General features: G+C 45.3%; 18 protein-coding genes. 13 read left to right on the forward strand and 5 right to left on the reverse strand.

The features are described from left to right. Positions 1–125 precede the first annotated feature (125 nt). Positions 126–983: a PHP domain-containing protein gene (locus tag V7R42_RS02390; RefSeq protein ID WP_334018642.1), complete on the reverse strand. Its 858-nt coding sequence runs from the start codon at positions 981–983 to the stop codon at positions 126–128. 278 nt (positions 984–1261) lie between these two features. Here V7R42_RS02390 and V7R42_RS02395 point away from each other — a divergent pair, with 278 nt between their 5' ends. The 7 genes from V7R42_RS02395 to V7R42_RS02425 are packed head-to-tail and all read left to right on the forward strand — an operon-like array spanning position 1262 to position 8368. Next, positions 1262–2998, forward strand: a complete 1737-nt coding sequence (locus V7R42_RS02395; RefSeq protein ID WP_334018643.1) for an anthranilate synthase component 1 — start codon at positions 1262–1264, stop codon at positions 2996–2998. Then, positions 2995–3627: an aminodeoxychorismate/anthranilate synthase component II gene (locus V7R42_RS02400; protein WP_334018644.1), complete on the forward strand. Its 633-nt coding sequence runs from the start codon at positions 2995–2997 to the stop codon at positions 3625–3627. Before V7R42_RS02395 ends, V7R42_RS02400 begins: the two co-directional genes overlap by 4 nt. Then, positions 3620–4651: an anthranilate phosphoribosyltransferase gene (gene trpD, locus V7R42_RS02405; protein WP_334018646.1), complete on the forward strand. Its 1032-nt coding sequence runs from the start codon at positions 3620–3622 to the stop codon at positions 4649–4651. Before V7R42_RS02400 ends, trpD begins: the two co-directional genes overlap by 8 nt. After that, the gene (gene trpCF, locus V7R42_RS02410; protein WP_334018647.1) at positions 4644–6053 is read left to right on the forward strand and encodes a bifunctional indole-3-glycerol-phosphate synthase TrpC/phosphoribosylanthranilate isomerase TrpF; all 1410 of its coding nucleotides are present in this window, start codon (positions 4644–4646) and stop codon (positions 6051–6053) included. The genes trpD and trpCF overlap by 8 nt, the downstream gene beginning before the upstream one ends. 20 nt (positions 6054–6073) lie before the next feature. After that, positions 6074–7255 carry a tryptophan synthase subunit beta gene (trpB, locus tag V7R42_RS02415; RefSeq protein ID WP_014976090.1) on the forward strand — a complete coding sequence of 394 codons (1182 nt, stop codon included), beginning with the start codon at positions 6074–6076 and terminating at the stop codon, positions 7253–7255. Next, positions 7255–8064: a tryptophan synthase subunit alpha gene (gene trpA / locus V7R42_RS02420; protein WP_334018648.1), complete on the forward strand. Its 810-nt coding sequence runs from the start codon at positions 7255–7257 to the stop codon at positions 8062–8064. The genes trpB and trpA overlap by 1 nt, the downstream gene beginning before the upstream one ends. Positions 8065–8068: 4 nt before the next feature. Beyond that, entirely contained in the window at positions 8069–8368 is a 300-nt protein-coding gene (locus V7R42_RS02425) for a YciI family protein (protein WP_039225734.1), read from the forward strand. 257 nt (positions 8369–8625) lie between these two features. Here the strand turns inward: V7R42_RS02425 and V7R42_RS02430 are convergent, their stop codons facing one another. Next, on the reverse strand, positions 8626–9090 hold the full coding sequence (locus V7R42_RS02430) for a pyridoxamine 5'-phosphate oxidase family protein (RefSeq protein WP_334018649.1): 465 nt from the start codon (positions 9088–9090) through the stop codon (positions 8626–8628). A gap of 657 nt (positions 9091–9747) precedes the next feature. Here V7R42_RS02430 and V7R42_RS02435 point away from each other — a divergent pair. The 3 genes from V7R42_RS02435 to V7R42_RS02445 are packed head-to-tail and all read left to right on the forward strand — an operon-like array spanning position 9748 to position 12021. Further along, positions 9748–10017 carry a PepSY domain-containing protein gene (locus V7R42_RS02435; RefSeq protein ID WP_334018650.1) on the forward strand — a complete coding sequence of 90 codons (270 nt, stop codon included), beginning with the start codon at positions 9748–9750 and terminating at the stop codon, positions 10015–10017. Position 10018: 1 nt separating this feature from the next. Beyond that, on the forward strand, positions 10019–10693 hold the full coding sequence (locus tag V7R42_RS02440) for a response regulator transcription factor (protein ID WP_014948936.1): 675 nt from the start codon (positions 10019–10021) through the stop codon (positions 10691–10693). Then, a complete protein-coding gene (locus V7R42_RS02445) occupies positions 10690–12021 on the forward strand; it encodes an ATP-binding protein (protein WP_334018651.1) in 1332 nt (443 codons plus the stop codon). The genes V7R42_RS02440 and V7R42_RS02445 overlap by 4 nt, the downstream gene beginning before the upstream one ends. 197 nt (positions 12022–12218) lie before the next feature. On the opposite strand, the gene V7R42_RS02450 is transcribed toward V7R42_RS02445, so the two are convergent. Continuing rightward, on the reverse strand, positions 12219–13259 hold the full coding sequence (locus V7R42_RS02450; protein ID WP_334018652.1) for an AI-2E family transporter: 1041 nt from the start codon (positions 13257–13259) through the stop codon (positions 12219–12221). 73 nt (positions 13260–13332) lie between these two features. Between V7R42_RS02450 and folX the strand changes: the two genes are divergently transcribed. Together folX and V7R42_RS02460 are read left to right on the forward strand one after the other, a co-directional pair. Further along, entirely contained in the window at positions 13333–13701 is a 369-nt protein-coding gene (folX, locus tag V7R42_RS02455; RefSeq protein ID WP_187446820.1) for a dihydroneopterin triphosphate 2'-epimerase, read from the forward strand. A gap of 23 nt (positions 13702–13724) precedes the next feature. Continuing rightward, on the forward strand, positions 13725–14621 hold the full coding sequence (locus V7R42_RS02460; RefSeq protein ID WP_334018653.1) for a TIGR01777 family oxidoreductase: 897 nt from the start codon (positions 13725–13727) through the stop codon (positions 14619–14621). 104 nt (positions 14622–14725) lie between these two features. Here V7R42_RS02460 and V7R42_RS02465 read toward each other — a convergent pair whose 3' ends face one another. Beyond that, complete coding sequence (locus V7R42_RS02465) at positions 14726–17248, reverse strand: ABC transporter permease (protein ID WP_334018654.1); 2523 nt, start codon at positions 17246–17248, stop codon at positions 14726–14728. Continuing rightward, complete coding sequence (locus tag V7R42_RS02470; RefSeq protein ID WP_334018655.1) at positions 17249–17947, reverse strand: ABC transporter ATP-binding protein; 699 nt, start codon at positions 17945–17947, stop codon at positions 17249–17251. A gap of 16 nt (positions 17948–17963) precedes the next feature. On the opposite strand from V7R42_RS02470, the gene V7R42_RS02475 reads away from it, so the two are divergent. After that, complete coding sequence (locus V7R42_RS02475; protein ID WP_334018656.1) at positions 17964–18620, forward strand: arylesterase; 657 nt, start codon at positions 17964–17966, stop codon at positions 18618–18620. Positions 18621–18663 lie beyond the last annotated feature (43 nt).

The raw sequence follows: 18663 nt of genomic DNA on the forward strand, positions 1-18663 counted from the left end.
CTCGCTATTTCGTTTTTACTAACCAAATTTCGGCATATTAATTAGCGAGAGCACTCATCAACCGCACGCGGACCATTTGCCTTACGTCACACATTTATACCGAGAGCGAAGAAAATTAGATTTTCTTAGCCCTCAGCCATCTGCCCTTCAAACTGTTTCCAATTATGCCATACGGGTGTGAGCTTACTGCTAATGCCGAGATTCTTACCCAACTCCGTCCAACGAGACGGAAAGTGAAAATCAGAACCCGCAGATGCCAACAACTGATGGGTTTGCGCGAGCTCGTTTATAAGCTCCTGTTTGGTTTTATTGATACCTGGAAATGCGGTTTCAATGGCATCGCCACCGGCTTGTTCAAACACGGCCACCAAACGCCGCAGCCACTTCGCTGTCATGTCATAATGAGCAGGATGAGCCAGTACGGCTTGTCCACCAGCATCGTGGATCCACTTAATAGCCGTTTCAATGCTTGGCCACTCAGCTTTAACTGCCGCGCGTTTGCCTTTTCCTAAATACTTTTTAAACGCGGCGTCCATACTGGGCACACCGTAATTATTTACCAATACTCGCGCAAAGTGAGCCCGCGTTACTTGACCAACGCCCGCTAGCGCTTTTGCACGCGCTAAAACACCTTCAAACCCACACTTTTCCAGCTTATCTGCAATTTTTTCAGCCCGGGCTTCACGGGTTTGAGACTGGCCTTTTAACCGTTCAAGAAACGTTGGGCAGTGTCTGTCCACATTTAATCCAACTATATGAATATCGAAACTGTGCCAAGTGGTGGAAATTTCAACACCATCAATAATGGTTAATGCACGTTTTTGCTTCGATTGGGTAGCGTGAGCTTCTTCCAAACCGGCAACGGTATCGTGGTCGGTGACGGCAAGCGCATCCACCTGCATAGTGTGCGCGCGAAGGATTAATTCTTCTGGTGTTAAGTGGCCGTCAGAGAATTTTGTGTGGCTGTGTAGATCTATTTTCAATGTCTTATGCAAATTTTAGGTTGACACAAAGGGCAATTTGTTTTCTTCTATACACACAAAGTATACGTACTAACGGCTTCAAATCCTATTGAAGTTTGGAAAAACAACGAGTAATTCATGCATTCATACAATATTTCGACAGTAATGACAGTTGCAGCTTGGTGGTGGCACTCCCTAACTTAACGGGCGGTGTGCACTGTAGTGCGTGAATGAATACACATAAAGGCCCGTTTATACGGGCCTTTTTTTTATCTTTTTGCAGTTGGAGAGTAGCAAAAATGAGTTTAGCGGAACTGGGGATGTCCCCAGGTAAGGTAGAGACAATTGAGCAAGTGGGGCACTACGTAGACGACCCACTTGCTGCGTTTGCCCACCTATGTGGAAGTAAAAGCAACGCGCTGCTTTTAGAATCGGCAGAAATTGATTCAAAAGACGATTTACAAAGCTTGCTAATGGTTGACGCAGCCCTGCGCATGGAATGCCGCGGCAACCGCGTTGAAGTGAAAGCACTGACAGGCAACGGCGCTTCAGTGTTACCTTTATTTGTTGACCACGCCCCTGACGGCCTACACATCAAAGAAAGGACAGACACTTCAATTACGTTGGTGTGTGATGAAGCCGACGGTGAACTTGACGAAGACAGCCGCTTAAAGGCCGCAAGCGTAATGGACGCGCTTCGCATTGTTATCAATAAGATAACGCCAATTCGCCAACATCCCCATGCGGTTTTCTTAGGCGGTGTATTTGCCTACGACATGCTAGCAGGCTTTGAAAAATTACCCGATGTTGCTGAAGGTGAAAATGACTGCCCAGACTTTGTGTTTTACTTGGCAGAGACCTTAATTACCGTTGACCACCAAACCCGCGAGACACATTTAATTGGCAGTGTTTTTAGTGGACAAGACGTTGCCCAGCAATACTTTGCCATTGCTCAGCGCTTAGAAGCAATTCATCAGCAGCTACACGATATGCCCGCTGAGCCAGTGCTAGTAGGTGCAAATACAGCAAAGATTGCTGATGTAGAAAGTGAAGCACAAAGCGGACAGTCACTCGTTTCCGACTCAGAAAACTCAAACGAAACCGGAAACGGACAGTCACTTTCTTCTTTTGACCCAAGCGTTGAAGTGAGTGTTAATTTAAGTGATGAACAGTTTTGCAACCATGTGCTGGACTTAAAACAGCACATTTTAGCTGGCGACATTTTTCAGGTTGTGCCCTCGCGCACATTCTCTCTCCCCTGTCCGTCGCCACTACTTGCTTACGCTAAACTTAAAGAATCAAACCCAAGCCCTTACATGTTTTACATGCAAGATGCCGCTTTCAGCATATTTGGCGCCTCTCCTGAATCAGCGCTTAAATACGAAAGAGAAAGCAATCAGGTAGAAATCTACCCTATTGCCGGTACCCGTCCACGTGGCAAGCGCCCTGATGGCAGTATCGACAGAGATTTAGACAGCCGTATTGAGCTTAACCTTCGCGAAGACACCAAAGAAAAGTCTGAGCACATTATGCTGGTTGACCTTGCTCGAAACGATGTGGCAAAGGTGAGTCGCCCAGGTACGCGCTATGTGAAAGATTTGCTTAAAGTCGACCGTTACTCTCACGTGATGCACTTGGTGTCGCGCGTGGTTGGCCAGCTACGTGACGACTTAGATCCACTGCACGCTTATCAGGCCTGCATGAATATGGGCACCCTAGTTGGCGCACCAAAAGTAAGCGCAGCGACGTTAATTCGCGAAGTAGAGAAAAAACGCCGCGGCAGTTATGGCGGCGCGGTTGGCTACTTGAATGGTCAAGGCGATATGGACACTTGTATAGTCATTCGCTCAGCGTTTGTGAAAAACGGCACGGCTTATATTCAAGCGGGTGCAGGTGTAGTATATGACTCGGTTCCACAAGCTGAAGCTGATGAAACCCGCGCTAAGGCACAAGCGGTAATTGGTGCAGTAAAAGCAGCGCTACAAGAAGAAGCTGAAAGTATCAACGTTGCATTAAATGTAGGAGGCAACGCATGAATCAGCAAGTGACCACCCTATTTTTGCTCGACAATGTAGACTCATTTACCTACAACCTTGTGGACGAACTGCGTACCTTAAACCTAGACATTAAGGTCTATCGCAACACGGTTTCAGCAAATGCTCTGTTTGAAAGAATGCAGGAACAAGCAACGAAAGGCCCAGTACTTCTTATGCTGTCGCCAGGCCCAGGCGCACCAAGTGAAGCTGGCTGTATGCCTGAGCTACTTGAAAAAGTACACGGTGTGTTCCCCGTAATTGGTATTTGTTTAGGCCATCAAGCTATTGTTGAGCATTACGGCGGCACCGTAGGTCGCGCCAGCCAAGTTATGCACGGCAAGTCTTCTGCTATTACTCATTCTGAAGACGCTATGTTCAAAGGCTTACAGCAGCCCTTACATGTAGCACGCTACCACTCTTTAGTGGCACATTCATTGCCTGAAAACCTTACTGTTTGCGCATCTACAATAAACGATGACGGCAGTGAGGCCGTAATGGCAGTTTACAATAGCGAAGATCGCATGTTGGGTTTCCAATTTCACCCAGAATCTATTTTAACAGCCCACGGCAGTTTGCTGTTAAAGCAAAGTATTGACTATTTAACGTTACAGGGAGCGAACCATGCTTAACGCAGGCCCTCTACTAGAACAAATTATGTTGCGAGAATCACTGTCGCAAACCGAGGCATACAGCTTGTTTAACAGCATCATGCACGGTGAGCAAAGCGAGGTGATGATTGCTTCAGTGCTGACTGCGCTGAAAATGAAAAAAGAATCTCCCAGCGAAATTGCGGGTGCGGCGAGTGCCATGGTTGCCAATGCACTGCCCTTTCCCACACCGTCTTATGAGTTTGCAGATATCGTTGGTACAGGCGGAGATGGCCACAACACCATTAATATTTCCAGTGCAGCCGGTGTAGTTGCCGCATCTTGTGGCGTGAAGGTGGCGAAACACGGTAATCGCAGTGTATCGAGTAAGTCTGGCTCTGCTGATTTATTTCGCCAGTTTGGTCTTAATTTAGAAATAAGCCCAGAAACATCCCGCAAGTGCTTAGATGAAGCAAATTTCACATTTCTTTTTGCGCCGGTTTATCACGCGGGCATGCGCCACGCAGCCCCCGTGCGCGCTGCGATGAAGACCAGAACCTTATTTAATATACTGGGGCCGCTGGCAAACCCGGCGGGTCCAACTCATGGCGTTTTCGGCGTATACTCTCCTGAACTGCTTGAACCTTACGCAAAAACCCTTATGCTGCTTGGCCAACACCGCGCAATGATAGTGCATGGCGATGGCTTGGATGAACTGGCGCTTCACGGCGAATCAATGATTTACGACCTTGAGCATGGCGATATTCGCAAGCTTACCGTTACAGCTGAAGACTTCGGTTTACCTCATTATCCTCTTTCGGCGATTGAGGGCGGTGAACCTGAAGAAAACCGACAATTTGTTGAAGCAGCGCTAAACGGCGAAGGCAAAGAGGCGCACCGTGCCGCTATTGCTATGAACTGCGGGGCACTGTTGACAGTAACGGGCAAAGCCTCAACGTTCAAAGAAGGAGCCGAAATGGCGATGAACGCAATGGCCGAGGGGTTGCCCATGCAGCTGTTAACGAAGGTTGCCAAAATTACTCAGGAGGTAAGCACGAATGGCTAATGTGCTTGAGAAAATTGTTGCAGACAAACGAGAAGAAGTGGCCGCACGCAAAGAAGCACTGCCGCTAGAAAGCTTCAAGGCGAACCTAGTTCCTTCGGAAAAGAGTTTATTTGCGGCGCTTAGTGAGCCAAACGCAGGCTTTATCTTCGAATGTAAAAAAGCATCGCCTTCAAAAGGTCTTATTCGAGAGCACTTCGATTTAGACGAGATCTTAGCTGCTTACACGCCCTATGCTGCCGGTATTTCTGTGCTGACAGACGAGAAGTATTTCCAAGGTAAATTTGAGTACTTAGCTTATGTCACTGGGCGCGTTGCTCAGCCTGTGCTTAATAAAGATTTCTTCGTTGATAACTATCAAGTGTATTTAGCCCGTCACTACAATGCCGATGCAGTACTATTAATGCTAAGTGTGCTAAATGATGATGAGTATCGCGAATTGGCAAGCGTTGCCAATGCTCTGTCATTGGATATTCTTACCGAAGTGAGCAATGAAGAGGAGATGGAACGTGCCATTGCCCTTGAAGCCAATATTATTGGTATCAACAACCGCAATTTACGCGACCTTTCTACCGATTTAGCGACCACCGAACACCTTGTGCCTATGCTTGAAAAAGCCACGCATGACTACGTGGTTATTTCAGAGTCGGGCATATACACACACCAAGACGTGCTTCGTTTAGCGCCTGTGTCCCAAGGCTTTTTGGTGGGCAGTGCGTTAATGGCAGAGTCTGACCTACCGCGCGCTGTGAAAACGTTAGTGAATGGCGCAGTTAAAGTGTGCGGGCTTACCAGCCCCGAACAAGCACAAATGGCGTTTGATAAAGGCGCAAGCTTTGGCGGGCTTATCTTCGCCGAAAAATCGCCACGCTGTGTGAGCGAAGCACAGGCTTTGACCATAACGCAGAGCGTTGACGGTGCTTTTGTTGGTGTGTTCGTTAATCACGACATTGATGAAGTGGCTTCACTCGCCGCCTCGCTTAACCTTTTTGCCGTACAGCTTCACGGCAGCGAAGATGAAGCTTACATTTCAGCGCTTGCTGCCAAGCTTCCAGAAGGTTGTGAAATTTGGAAAGTCGAAGGTGTTAAAGCAAGCTCTTCTGACGCACTACTAGGCGCAGTGGACAGTCATTTAAATAATAGCCTTGTGAGCCGCGTTCTTCTGGATTGCCAAGTAGGCGATGCAAAAGGTGGTACAGGCGAAGCGTTCAACTGGCAGCTGTTAAATGCTATCGACGCTAAGCAAAAGTTAGTGCTTGCTGGCGGTATTAACGCCCAGAACGTTGCAGATGCTATTGCAACCGGCTGTGGTGCTATTGATGTAAATTCAGGTGTAGAAACCGCACCCGGCGCGAAAAGCGAAGAAAAACTCGACGCGCTTTTTGCCATTTGCCGCCGTTACTAATTTAAATACAGGACAACGTAATGAACCAGTTAGATACAAAATTTGGTGAATTTGGTGGCATGTACGTGCCCGAACTACTTATTCCAGCGCTAGACCAACTGGAAAAAGCATTTTTGGATGCCAAGGATGACCCAACATTTAACGAAGAGTTTTTATCTCTGTTAAAAGACTACGCCGGTCGCCCAACCTCAATGACGTTAACTCGCAACCTAGTGAGTAACCCAAAGGTAAAATTATACCTAAAGCGTGAAGACTTACTTCACGGTGGCGCACACAAAACTAACCAGGTGTTAGGCCAAGCACTACTTACCAAGCGCATGGGTAAAAAAGAAGTTATCGCCGAAACTGGCGCAGGCCAGCACGGTGTTGCAACCGCTTTAGCGTGTGCATTGTTGGGGCTTAAAGCGCGTATTTATATGGGTGCGAAAGACGTTGAGCGTCAAGCGCCAAACGTGTTCCGTATGAAGCTTATGGGCGCAGAGGTTATTCCTGTGAACGCAGGTTCAGGTACGCTTAAAGATGCCGTAAACGAAGCCATGCGCGACTGGTCAGCGAACTATGATAAAGCGCACTATTTACTAGGCACAGCCGCGGGTCCTCATCCGTTCCCGACTATTGTTCGTGAATATCACCGTATGATTGGCGAAGAGACTCGCGCACAAATTATGGAAAAAGAAGGCCGCCTGCCTGACGCAGTAGTGGCATGTGTGGGCGGAGGCTCAAATGCTATCGGAATGTTTGCAGACTTCATTGATGAGCCATCTGTACGCTTAGTGGGCGTTGAGCCTGCGGGCAAAGGGGTACACACCAAAGAGCACGGCGCAACTATCGTAACGGGCACAAAAGGTATTCTTCACGGCGCTTACACCTTCATTATGCAAGACAAAGAAGGCCAAATTGAAGAGAGTTACTCAGTATCTGCTGGTCTTGACTACCCCGCTGTTGGCCCTCAGCATGCTTACCTTCACGACATTGGCCGAGCGGAATACGTTGCCGCCACCGATGAAGAAGCGCTGAATGCATTCCAATTGCTTGCTAGAAAAGAAGGAATTATTCCTGCCCTTGAATCGTCGCATGCCTTAGCGCACGCACTTAATATGGCAGATGAAGCGGAAGAAGAGACCATCATCGTGGTTAACTTATCAGGTCGTGGCGATAAAGACTTAGCGCACGTTATCAACATTTTAGGGGACGATTTATAATGGATAGATATGCACAAATGTTTGCAGGCCTTGATGAAAAGAACCAAGGCGCATTCGTACCTTTCGTAATGGTAGGTGACCCCGATTTAGCGCAATCTGAAGCCATTATTTGCCAGCTGGTAGAAAGCGGTGCTGACGCACTAGAGTTAGGTATCCCTTACTCTGATCCTATTGCTGATGGCCCCACTATCCAAGCATCTGCCATTCGCGCATTAAGTAATAAAGTGACGGTAGTAGACTGTTTAGGCGTAATTTCACGGGTTCGCGCAAAATACCCTAATGTTCCAATTGGTTTGTTGCTTTACAGTAACTTGGTTATGGCCCAAGGTATTGAGAACTTTTACAACAAAGCGCAAGAGGCAGGCGTTGACTCAATTTTGGTTGCCGACGTGCCAATTCGAGAAGCGGCACCTTTCCAAAAAGCTGCAGAAGCAACAGGTATTTCTCAAATTTTGATTGCACCGCCTAATGCTACTGACGAAACCATGGAAAAGATCGGCGAATACTCAAAAGGTTATACTTACCTGTTAGGCCGTGCGGGCGTTACCGGTGCAGAAACCGCTGCAAACGTCCCAGCTTCAGAGCTCATTGAGCGATTGAACAAACACAAAGCTGCTCCAGCATTACTAGGTTTTGGTATCTCTACGCCTGAACAGGTTAAATCTGCCATTGACGCAGGTGCCGCTGGCGCGATTTCCGGCTCAGCGACGGTGAATATCATCGCCGCTAATTTATCGGACAGTCACAAAATGCTAAGCGAGCTAGGCAGCTTTGTTGAAAGCATGAAAGCAGCTACGGCGAAAGGATGAACGTATGCTATACATGATTTGTGCAACCGATGTGGCGGACAGTCTAGAAAAGCGCCTTGCTGCACGCCCCGCTCACCTTGAACGTTTGAATGCATTAAAAGATGCGGGCCGTTTAGTCATGGCTGGCCCCTTCCCTGCCGTAGATAGTCCGGATCCGGGCCCGGCCGGTTTTACTGGCTCGCTAGTGGTAGCAGAGTTTGATTCATTAGAAGCTGCTCAAGCATGGGCTGACGCTGACCCGTACATTGAAGCTGGTGTTTACGAGAGTGTTGTAGTTAAACCTTACAAAAAGGTTTTGCCTTAGTTTTTAGCTAAACGCTATATTGTAAACAGCGAAAAATAACGAAAGCCCCTTTAGACCTAATTACTCTGGTTTGAGGGGGCTATTTTGTTGCATCAACAGCAATGAAGCTAACTTTGGACACACACTCGTTAAGGTGGACACACACTCGTAATTGTTCACCAAGCTTCATAATGTTGATATGGACAGACACTCGCTCCTCTGAGTAAGTGTCCGAACGCCTCAAAGCTTCGTCATACAATAGGCCCATAATGCTGCGTTTAAAGTTCGACCTTTTCATGTTCACCCATCTCTTCTGGCTTTACCGTTTTACCAGTAAGCATTTTAAACATGCCTTTTAGTGAAGGGTCTGCATCCCACACTTCTGCATCTATAAGTTCAAAGCGAAGCATTAACAAAGAAGGATCATCCTTACCTTTCTCAAACCATGCTTCTACTGGGTTAGACCAGTATTTATCAATCACCTCTTTACGAGATTCGACGGTGAGATTGCCTCGGATACAAGCAAATACATCATGACCTTTAGATGCGAAGTGAACCATGGCTTTTCCACCTTTAGCAATGCGGTTGTCTCGACTAGTATAAAACCAAAATTCACTGTCAGCGTCTTTATCAAGTTGGGCGTACATAGGCTCGGCATGCATATCCTCGCCTACCAGACTTACCATTACTTTTGGACTATCTGACATCGCTTTCCACATAGTTTTCTTAATATCACTAGACATAGCTTCTCCTTGTTGAACATAAGTGTCTGTCCGACGCTACTATTGAATTGAGCAGTTGAACTAAACACCTTGTTTTTCATTTTATTGATTCATCTAAAGCGTATGCCTCGCACGAGGCATGCCAAAAATTATCAATATCACCGCGTGCATTTGCCAAAAAAATTATTGAGAAACGTAAGCTTCTTCACTAAACGTCAGTTGGGTATAGGTTTGAGCACACACTCATATGTCCATGTGAGCGTTGTGAGCTATCTTATAGAGACCGAGCAGAAACCGAGGACAGTCACTTATTTGTACGATAAACATTAATCTCCCTCATTAACAAATCAACAAAGTGGACAGACACTTTTTCAAAGTAAGAGTAAAGATTACTCAATATGACTAAGTAACGAGAGCGCTTAAATATATACGTCACTTTGAAACTTAGAAATAGAGTTGTGGACAGACACTCTCATTTTGATTTGCGGCCTCTTTATAATTAAGTGTCTGTCCACAATAGTTGCACAATAGTTGCTTTTTCGTAAATGCCATTTACTTAAAGCTTATATACAGCTTTTGCTCCGCAAGGTAGACTAAACCTAGTTCAGAATGGGTTCAGTTAACCAAGTTATACTTATCTGTAGTTTGGCCTGAGTGGGATAATAATTGTGAGGTTGTATGAAATTATCGCTACGTGTTGCAGTAGTTTGTTTAGTGTTAGCGTTGTCTAACACAGCGCCAGCTTTGGCGTTTCAAGACACTGGCGGCGATATATCAAAAAGCGAAGCTGCAGAGCGTGCACGTACTGCTGTCAATGGCCGCGTTTTAAAAGTTGAACAAACCTCAAAAAACTACCGAGTAAAGGTTCTCAAGAAATCAGGGAGAGTAGTATCGGTAGACGTAGATAAACGCTCAGGCAAGGTAAAAACAAGTAAAGATAAGGACTAACATGCGTATCCTCGTAGCCGAAGACGATAGCAGATTATTAACTCAACTTGACGCCCTCCTTCAGCAAAATGGCTATAGCGTAGACTTGGCAGACAATGGCGAACATGCGCTTTTTCTCATTAAAGAATATAGCTATGACCTGGCTATCGTCGACATCGGCATGCCAAAGCTAGATGGATTTGAGGTTATACGAAAAGCCCGTCAAGCTGATATTTCCTGCCCAATACTCATTTTAACTGCTAGAGATAGATGGCAAGAGAAAGTGGAAGGTCTCGATGCCGGGGCCGACGACTACCTCACCAAACCCTTTCATAACGAAGAGTTACTTGCTCGAACAAAAGCATTGATTCGACGAGCTTCAGGACAAGCGAACCCGACCATTCAGTTCGGCCCTATCTCGCTGGATACCGTTAGTGAAGAATTATCGTTAAATGGCCAAGCTCTGGATTTAACAGCTTACGAATACAAAGTCATGGAGTACCTGATGCTGAACCCGCAAAAGGTCATCTCAAAAACAGAGCTAACCGAGCACATTTACGATCAGGATTTCGATTTAGATAGTAATGTCATTGAAGTGTTCGTGGGAAGACTGCGGAAAAAGCTAGATCCGACAGGTGAATTAAAGCCAATTGAAACCCTTCGAGGTAGAGGCTATAGGATAAATAGAAGTTTATGAGGCAGTTGTCGCTTCGCCTTCGAAGTATCTTTTTAGCAATTGTTCTTCTGGCGTTCTTTGCGCCATTTACTGTTGTTATCTTAGATGAAGCTTATACTGATAGCCTTACACAAGCCAAGATGAGCGAACTTCGGTTGATGAATTTAGGTTTGTTATCTGCATTCGAGTTAGATGGCGACCTGCCCTATATGCCTGAAATTTTATACGAAGAGCAGTTAAACCTTCCGGGCTCAGGCTATCTTGGAGTGATTGTGTTTCGAGATGAAGTCATTTGGCAGTCAGCCTCAGCTCTCGAATATACCTTTACACCACCTGAGATAGACGTTGCAGTCGGTAACGAGTTATTTTTGGAGTCCCATACACCTAGGTTTGAAGAAGATTCCCAGTTTTTTGTGTACGCCTTTACTGCAGAATTTGCTTCAAGTAGAGACTTTGAGCCTGTTCGGTTTTATATATTTAACAATAAAGCACTTTTTGAAGTCGAGCGTAATACGTTCTTAGACACAACGTGGCAGTGGATTTTCACGCTCTGTATAGCACTCCTAGTCTTTATAATTATCGGGATTAGCCTGGTGCTTCTTCCCGTTAGAAAGTTAATTGACGAAATTTCACAAGCCTCAAGCGGACACAAACGCCAGTTAGAATCACGATATCCGGTTGAATTCGATTCCTTAAAACAATCCATTAATGATTTGCTTCTAACTGAGGCTGCCCAAAGGGCGAGATATAAAAACAGCTTGGGAGACTTGGCACATAGTTTGAAAACGCCCTTGGCGGTGGCATCCGGCAATAGAGATTTACCTTTGGAGGTAAACGAAGCATTACAGCAAATTGACCAAATCATTAAACGTCAATTGAAAAGAGCGAGTGCAGGAAAATCTGGCTGGCAACAAGCTATCGATATTTTACCCATTTTGCACAAACTTGCAGATGCAATGGACAAGGTCTACCAAGATAAAGCCCTTACTATTGAGTTTGAACTGGATGAGGAGATTCAGTTTAAAGGGGACGAGACCGATTTCATGGAGCTTTGTGGCAACCTGTTAGACAATGCATGCAAAGCGGCGAACAATAGAATTATCGTATCAGCGATGAAGAGCGCTGGTTGGCTAACAATTAAAGTAGAAGACGACGGCCCAGGTATCCCTGACGACAAAAAGCTGCTTTTATTAGAACGAGGTACCCGCCTCGATACCTATACAGAAGGTCACGGAATTGGCATGGCGTTGGCTGCTGATTTGGTATCAATCTACCAAGGCAGAATGCTTATCGAGGACAGCGAACTTGGCGGCGCTCGTATCGTTATTCAATTTCCTAAACACGAATAATGGTTAAAAAGCAAAAGTGTGTGAACGATTGTTGAAACCTTGAGCTTTCAATTGCTGAAATATGAAAGTGGACAGACACATTCTCAATTGAGTGTTTAGCTAGATACTAATGAGGGATTTCTTTTCTTAAATCGATTGAGTGTCTCTCCACTATCGACTTTCAAACAAGTGTCTGTCCACTTTCTAGTTACACTAAGTTACGAGACAGACTTCTCACCTTCACTCGATAGAAGCACTGCAAGCCACTTGCTCTCCTCACGAGACTCTAGTGCAATTTTTACTACCATGGTCAACGGTACTGATAGCAACATTCCAACGGTGCCTAACAGCCACCCCCAAAATATTAGCGAAAGAAACACAACAAGCGTAGACAGCCCCATGCCTTTACCCATTAATCGTGGTTCAACCATATTACCCATGATGGTATTAACAAGCAAAAAGCCAAGTGCTGCGAAACCTGCTGAGGCAGGGCCAAGTTGAACAAAGGCTATCAACACTGCGGGCACTGCAGCTATTATAGAGCCAATGTTAGGAATGAAGTTGAGCATGAACGCCAACACAGCCCATAGCATGAAATGATCTACTCCCATCACGTACAACCAAATGCCAATAATCAGACCTGTCCCTAAGCTGACCACAGTTTTTATTGCTAAGTAGCTGTTTACAGAACGTATAAATCTGTCGATATGCTTTAGTTTCATTCCAGGATCAGCAAGGGCAATATGCAACCGGCGAGGAATACTGTCCGCTTCAAAAAGCATGAAAATAACGGTAAGAAGAATAAGGAAGAGGTTTGAGAGTACGCCGCCCATTCCGCTGATGAAATTTGTTGCCACAGACATGGCCGTTGCAGGGTCAAGGTGAGAAGCGATTAGCTCTCTATTGATGTGAATATTAAATTCGGCCAATTTGGACACAACCCAGGCAAACTCGGTATCAAGCTTACTTCTATATTCTGGCAAATTTTCTCGAAACTCGGTCATAGACTGGCCGACTAAGCCAGCTAAAAGAAAACCAAAAACAACGATAAGCAGTATAACAAAAGTAATAGAGAGCCATTTAGGCACGCCAAATTTCGAGGTCCAACGTATTATTGGGCTACACGCGATCGCTATAAAAATAGAGAGAAAAAACGGTACCATGATCGTACTGGCGGCTTTAATACCAGCCATAACCACTACTAAACATGCTAGAACGATTAGAATTTTTGCTGTTGGCGAGCGTAGTTCCATTGACATTTTGTGCTACATTCCTGACTGAAACGACAACACTTTACAACGACTTATAAACAACTACAAACAAGAGACTTCAATGAACTTTAATCTTGCCACAATTAAAATTAAAAACCTAAGACTACGCACATACATTGGCATCAATGAAGATGAAATTAAAAACAAGCAGGACGTTGTTGTTAACGTGAAAATTGATTACGACGCTGAAAAAGCGACGAACACTGACGATATGAGTGATGCGCTTAACTACAAAACAATTACAAAGGCAATCATCAAGCTTGTAGAAGACAACCGCTTTTCTCTTCTGGAAAAACTTACCGCCGATGTGCTAAGCATAGCCTCAGAACATTCTTCGGTACGCTACGCTGAGGTTGAGGTCGATAAGCCACACGCCCTTAGATTCTCTGATTCAGTTTCTCTAACGCTATCTTGCAATAAGACGGGATAAGGCCATACCTCAAGGAGTTAATTGTGAACATTCTTTTGACCGGTGGAACAGGGCTGATAGGAAGCGAATTTATTCGTCAATATTCTCGAGAACATGAATTCACTGTGATTTCTCGTGACACTGCTAAGGCAAAAAGCAAATTGGGGTATAACGTCAAGATCGTCGAGAACGTTTCTTCGATAGAAAATTTCGAGAATTTCGACGCAGTGATTAATTTAGCAGGTGAGCCTATCGCCGATAAGCGCTGGACAGACACTCAAAAGAAAAAAATTTGCAATAGTCGCTGGGACATCACTTCTGAGCTAGTCTCAAAGATAAATAGTTGTGATGCGCCTCCATCCATTTTCTTATCGGGCTCTGCGATTGGTTACTACGGTAGTCAAGGTGACAAGCTGGTTACAGAAGACACAGCTCCTCATAATGAGTTCACCCATGAATTATGCGCTAAATGGGAGACCATCGCCCAAAGCGTAGATCAAGCTAAAACACGTGTAGCAACGCTTCGTACTGGCGTAGTGCTTACAGAAAAAGGAGGGGCGCTAGGAAAAATGGCGCTACCGTTTAAATTGGGGGCAGGAGGTACACTTGGGGGTGGAAGTCAGTATTTAGCCTGGATCCATTTACAAGATATAGTGCGAGCTATCTCGTTTTTGCTTGAAAATAGCGCATGCTCTGGGGCATTTAACTTAACGGCACCGGAGCCTGTCACGAACAAAGTGTTTTCTAAAGCGCTCGCAAAATCACTTAGCCGGCCCTGCCTGTTCAATGTTCCGGGCTTTGTTATGAAATTAGCCATGGGCGAATCATCAACGATGATACTTAGGGGACAGCGAGTCATTCCTCAAAAACTCACTACTGCTGGCTTCAGTTTTGAATTCCCTTCTATCGGCGAGGCGCTAAGAGAAATATATCGCGCTTAGTTGAATCACTGAAATTCGTCATGTGCTTTGTGGACAGACACTTAATTCCAATGAGTGTCTGTCCATTTTGCATTAACGCGGCTTATAAACTAACGTAAAAATACCTAAACCATATTCCGCAGCATCTGACTGGTATTGAGCGTAAGCAAACGCCAACACCCTAACGCTCCCAATATGCCAACTACGATAGCGCCAACGCTTGGTGCTATGGCCCAGTACTCTGGATGCAAGCTTGCTTCCATTTGGAACACCGAGGTTTGAAGTAAATAAAGGCTCAACTCGTTACCCATCGCTGCCATAAAGCCAGCAACCACTCCAATGATAACAAACTCGAAAATAACACTCTTTCTTATCAACGCCCCCTTGGCACCGAGCGTACGAAGTATTGCTATTTCCTGTCTGCGTTCATCCATGCTCGCCTGTACTTGTGCAATAAGTACCAGACTGCCCGCTAACAATACCAGCATCAAAATAAATTCAACGGCAACAGACACCTGATCAACAATCTCTCGCAACTGATTAATTCGAGCATCAACGTCGAACATAGTTATTGATGCAAACGGCTTAAGTAAGTTAGATAACTCTACCTTTCTCTCGGTAGGAAGGTAGAAACTAGTAATATAAGTTGGACTAAATGCGGCCATTGCCTCGGGGTGAATAACGAAGAAAAAGTTAGGTTGCATGGTCTGCCAGTTCACCGTGCGAATGCTCGTTACTTTCGTTTCAACAATCTCGCTGCCCACATTAAAAGTAAGCCGATCGCCCATTTTAATGTTCAACCTTTCCGCAACGCCTTCTTCAACGGAAACTGGGAACCATCCTTCGCTGTACTGTTTATCCTCATCGCCATGCCAGTTCCCGTCAATAACCTTGTTTTCTTTTTGAAGCGTGTTGCTCCAAGTTAGGTTTGCTTCTCTACCTAGGCCTCTTCGGCCTTCTCGATTCGGCTCATCTTCTTTAGAAACCTCGGTGTTTACCCCTTCTCCATTTACCGAAACAAATCGACCTCTGATGACAGGATAAAACTCTTCAATATTTACGCCATTGTCAACGAAGTGTCTGTCCAATTCAGGTTGAATGTCTGGCGTAATGTTAATTAGGAAGTAATTAGGTGTACCTTCGGGTAATTGAGAACGCCATTGCGAAACCATATCGTTGCGCATTACCAACACCACTAAAAGCAACATTATGGTGACGGAGAAGCTAATAAGCTGCACACTATTATCCATCGCTCGGCGCTTAATACGTGCCCATGCCAGCTGCCACGCCCCCATTCTTCCACTGCCCAACTTGCGTCCCACAGCAATTAAAATGTATGTCGCGCCAAGCAATCCAAGCACCAGCGCAGCGCCAGACACAAAAAGAATAGCGCTAATTTTTAAATCTCGGCTATACATCCACATCAGTAAGAATATTGCACCACTGGAAGCCACGAACTGAATGCTTCTGGAACGTAAATTCGCTGATATGTCCTTTCTTAATACGCGAAGTGGGGGAACTGAAAATAGCTGCAAAAGCGGATATAAGGAAAAGAGCAATGCACACGTAGCGCCTGTAGCAACGGCGATTAAAAGCGGTCGCCAATGCCACACGTCAAGAGATACATCCACTCTGTCCGCTACAAGTGAAACCACTACTTGCTGACCGATAAAACCTATAACGAGGCCAATAAAAATACCAAGCCCAGTGATAAATAAAATTTGGAACAAATAGACTTTTCGAATGGTGCTGCTTGTTGCCCCCAAGGTCTTCATTATTGCTACGGGATCAAAGTGACGTTGAGCATAACGCTGAGCAGCAACGGCAATGGAAACGGCCGCTAATACTATTGCTAACAAACTCGCTAACAGAAAATAGCGCTCAGCACTTGCGACAGAGCGCCCTATCGCTGACTCGTCATCTTCGACTGTCCGCCACGAATGTAGGTCATCGTTTAATTGGGGTAATAACCAGGTATTGAAACTTTCTAAATCACCTGCCTCTCCGGCAAAAAAGCCCACATAACGAGCGCGACTCCCTGGCCCAGTAATTGCAGTTTTTTCCAAGTCGTTTAAGTTAATCAGAGCAATAGGATCAGTATTAAACACGCTGAAGCCGGCATCTGGAATATCTACCAACACATGCGTAACGGTAAAAGTGCCGTCGCCAATTTCGATACTGTCGCCAATAGAAAGCCCCAAGCTCTGAAAAAGCCGAGACTGTACCCATGCTTCCCCAGATTGTGGTAATTCTGCAGTATTGCGTTTTTCTCCAAAAGGCTGGTCGGTAATATTGACTGTCCCTTTCAGTGGATAAGCGTCATTCACGGCTCGTAAATCAACAAGCGACATCTCGTCGCCTTTAAATACCATTGAACGTGTTGCCACCTGCTTTGCCGTCGCAAGGCCCTCTTCTTGGGCTCTAGCTAACCACTCCTCGTTTATAGGATCATCTGAACGAAGTTGAGCATCTGCTGCAATGAAAGCCGCAGAGCGAGACTTTAGTGCTCCCTGTAAACGCTCACTGAAAAGTGACAGCGATAACACCGCGGCCACAGATAGCACAATGGCCAGCAATATGATGGTCAGTTCACCACGTCTAGCCTCATGCTTGAAAAGCCGCCAAGCTAAATTAAAAGACGTCGACATCTAAACCGTCTCTTTTTTATTCATTATGTTCGCGCCCGTTGTTTCAATGAGTTCTCCCGCATTCATAGTAAGTTGCCTGTCACAATGTTCAGCGAGTTCATTATCATGGGTTACGAGAACGAGAGTCGTGCCTTTTTCTCTATTCATCTCGAACAACAATGCTTCAATTTTTTCACTGTTTTTGGCATCTAGGTTGCCCGTAGGCTCGTCGGCGAAAAGTATCTTGGGAGAGGTAATAAACGCTCGCGCTATGGCAACGCGCTGCTGCTCGCCCCCCGATAACTGATTAGGGAAGTGATGCGCGCGATGCTTCAAACCGACTTGCTCTAGAATATCCAGAGCTAGAGCCTTTGGGTTATCAAGCCCTGCAATTTCCGCCGGTAGCATCACGTTTTCTAAGGCTGTTAAGCTTTGAACTAACATAAAACTTTGGAAAATGAAGCCCACTTTATTTCCTCTTAAAATTGCGCGCTCTTCTTCATTCATGCTGTGAAGTGCTTCACCATCTAAGAAGATTTCCCCTTCTGTAACTTGGTCGAGCCCTGCTAACAAGCCCAAAAGGGTTGACTTACCCGAGCCTGACGCGCCAATAATGGCAATGGACTCACCAGACTTGACTTCAAAAGAAATAGGACGAAGGATCTGCAGTGAACCTTCACTCGTATCTACTACTTTAGTTACAGCATTAGCTTTTATCATAAGAGGTCATCAATTCGTGTTTGTTAAATTTCGTTATTTGTTCGCTTTTTTACTTATTCTTTTAATACCCTTTCAAGCGCTATCAGATCAAGCCGAGCAGAGCGACACAAGCGAAAATGCGGTTTTACTTATCTTAGGTGACAGTTTATCTGCGGCTTATGGATTACAGCAACATGAGGGTTGGGTCAGTTTGTTACAAAAGATGTGGCAAGACGACAACATTCCGATTGATATCGTAAATGCTGCGGTAAGCGGAGAGACTACTGACGGTGGTCTAGCGCGATTTCCCCGTTTATTAGAGCAACACAACCCTACCCATGTATTGATTGAACTGGGTGGTAACGACGGCCTTCAGGGCCACAATATCGGTAAGATTAGGGGTAATTTAGATTCGCTGGTAAATGTTGCAAAGGAAAGTAATGCCGTAGTGTTTCTGCAAGAAATGCAAATTCCTTCTAATTACGGCAAGCGCTACACGCAGATGTTTACGCAAAACTTCAATAAAGTAGCGGAAGCTCAGGACGTGCAAAAAATTCCCTTTTTCCTTGAAGAAATAGCGCTAAATAAGGACTTAATGCAAAACGATGGTATTCATCCAAATGCTGAGGCACAGCCTTTGATCGCTAGTTTTATGGACAGACACTTAAGAAGTTTAATTCTTGATGCTCAATAATTGTGCTAACCTTATTGTGTAATAATGCATTAACACGAGGTTT

Origin of the sequence: Alteromonas sp. S015 (assembly GCF_036864485.1) — a bacterium.
Classification (GTDB): Bacteria; Pseudomonadota; Gammaproteobacteria; order Enterobacterales; family Alteromonadaceae; genus Alteromonas.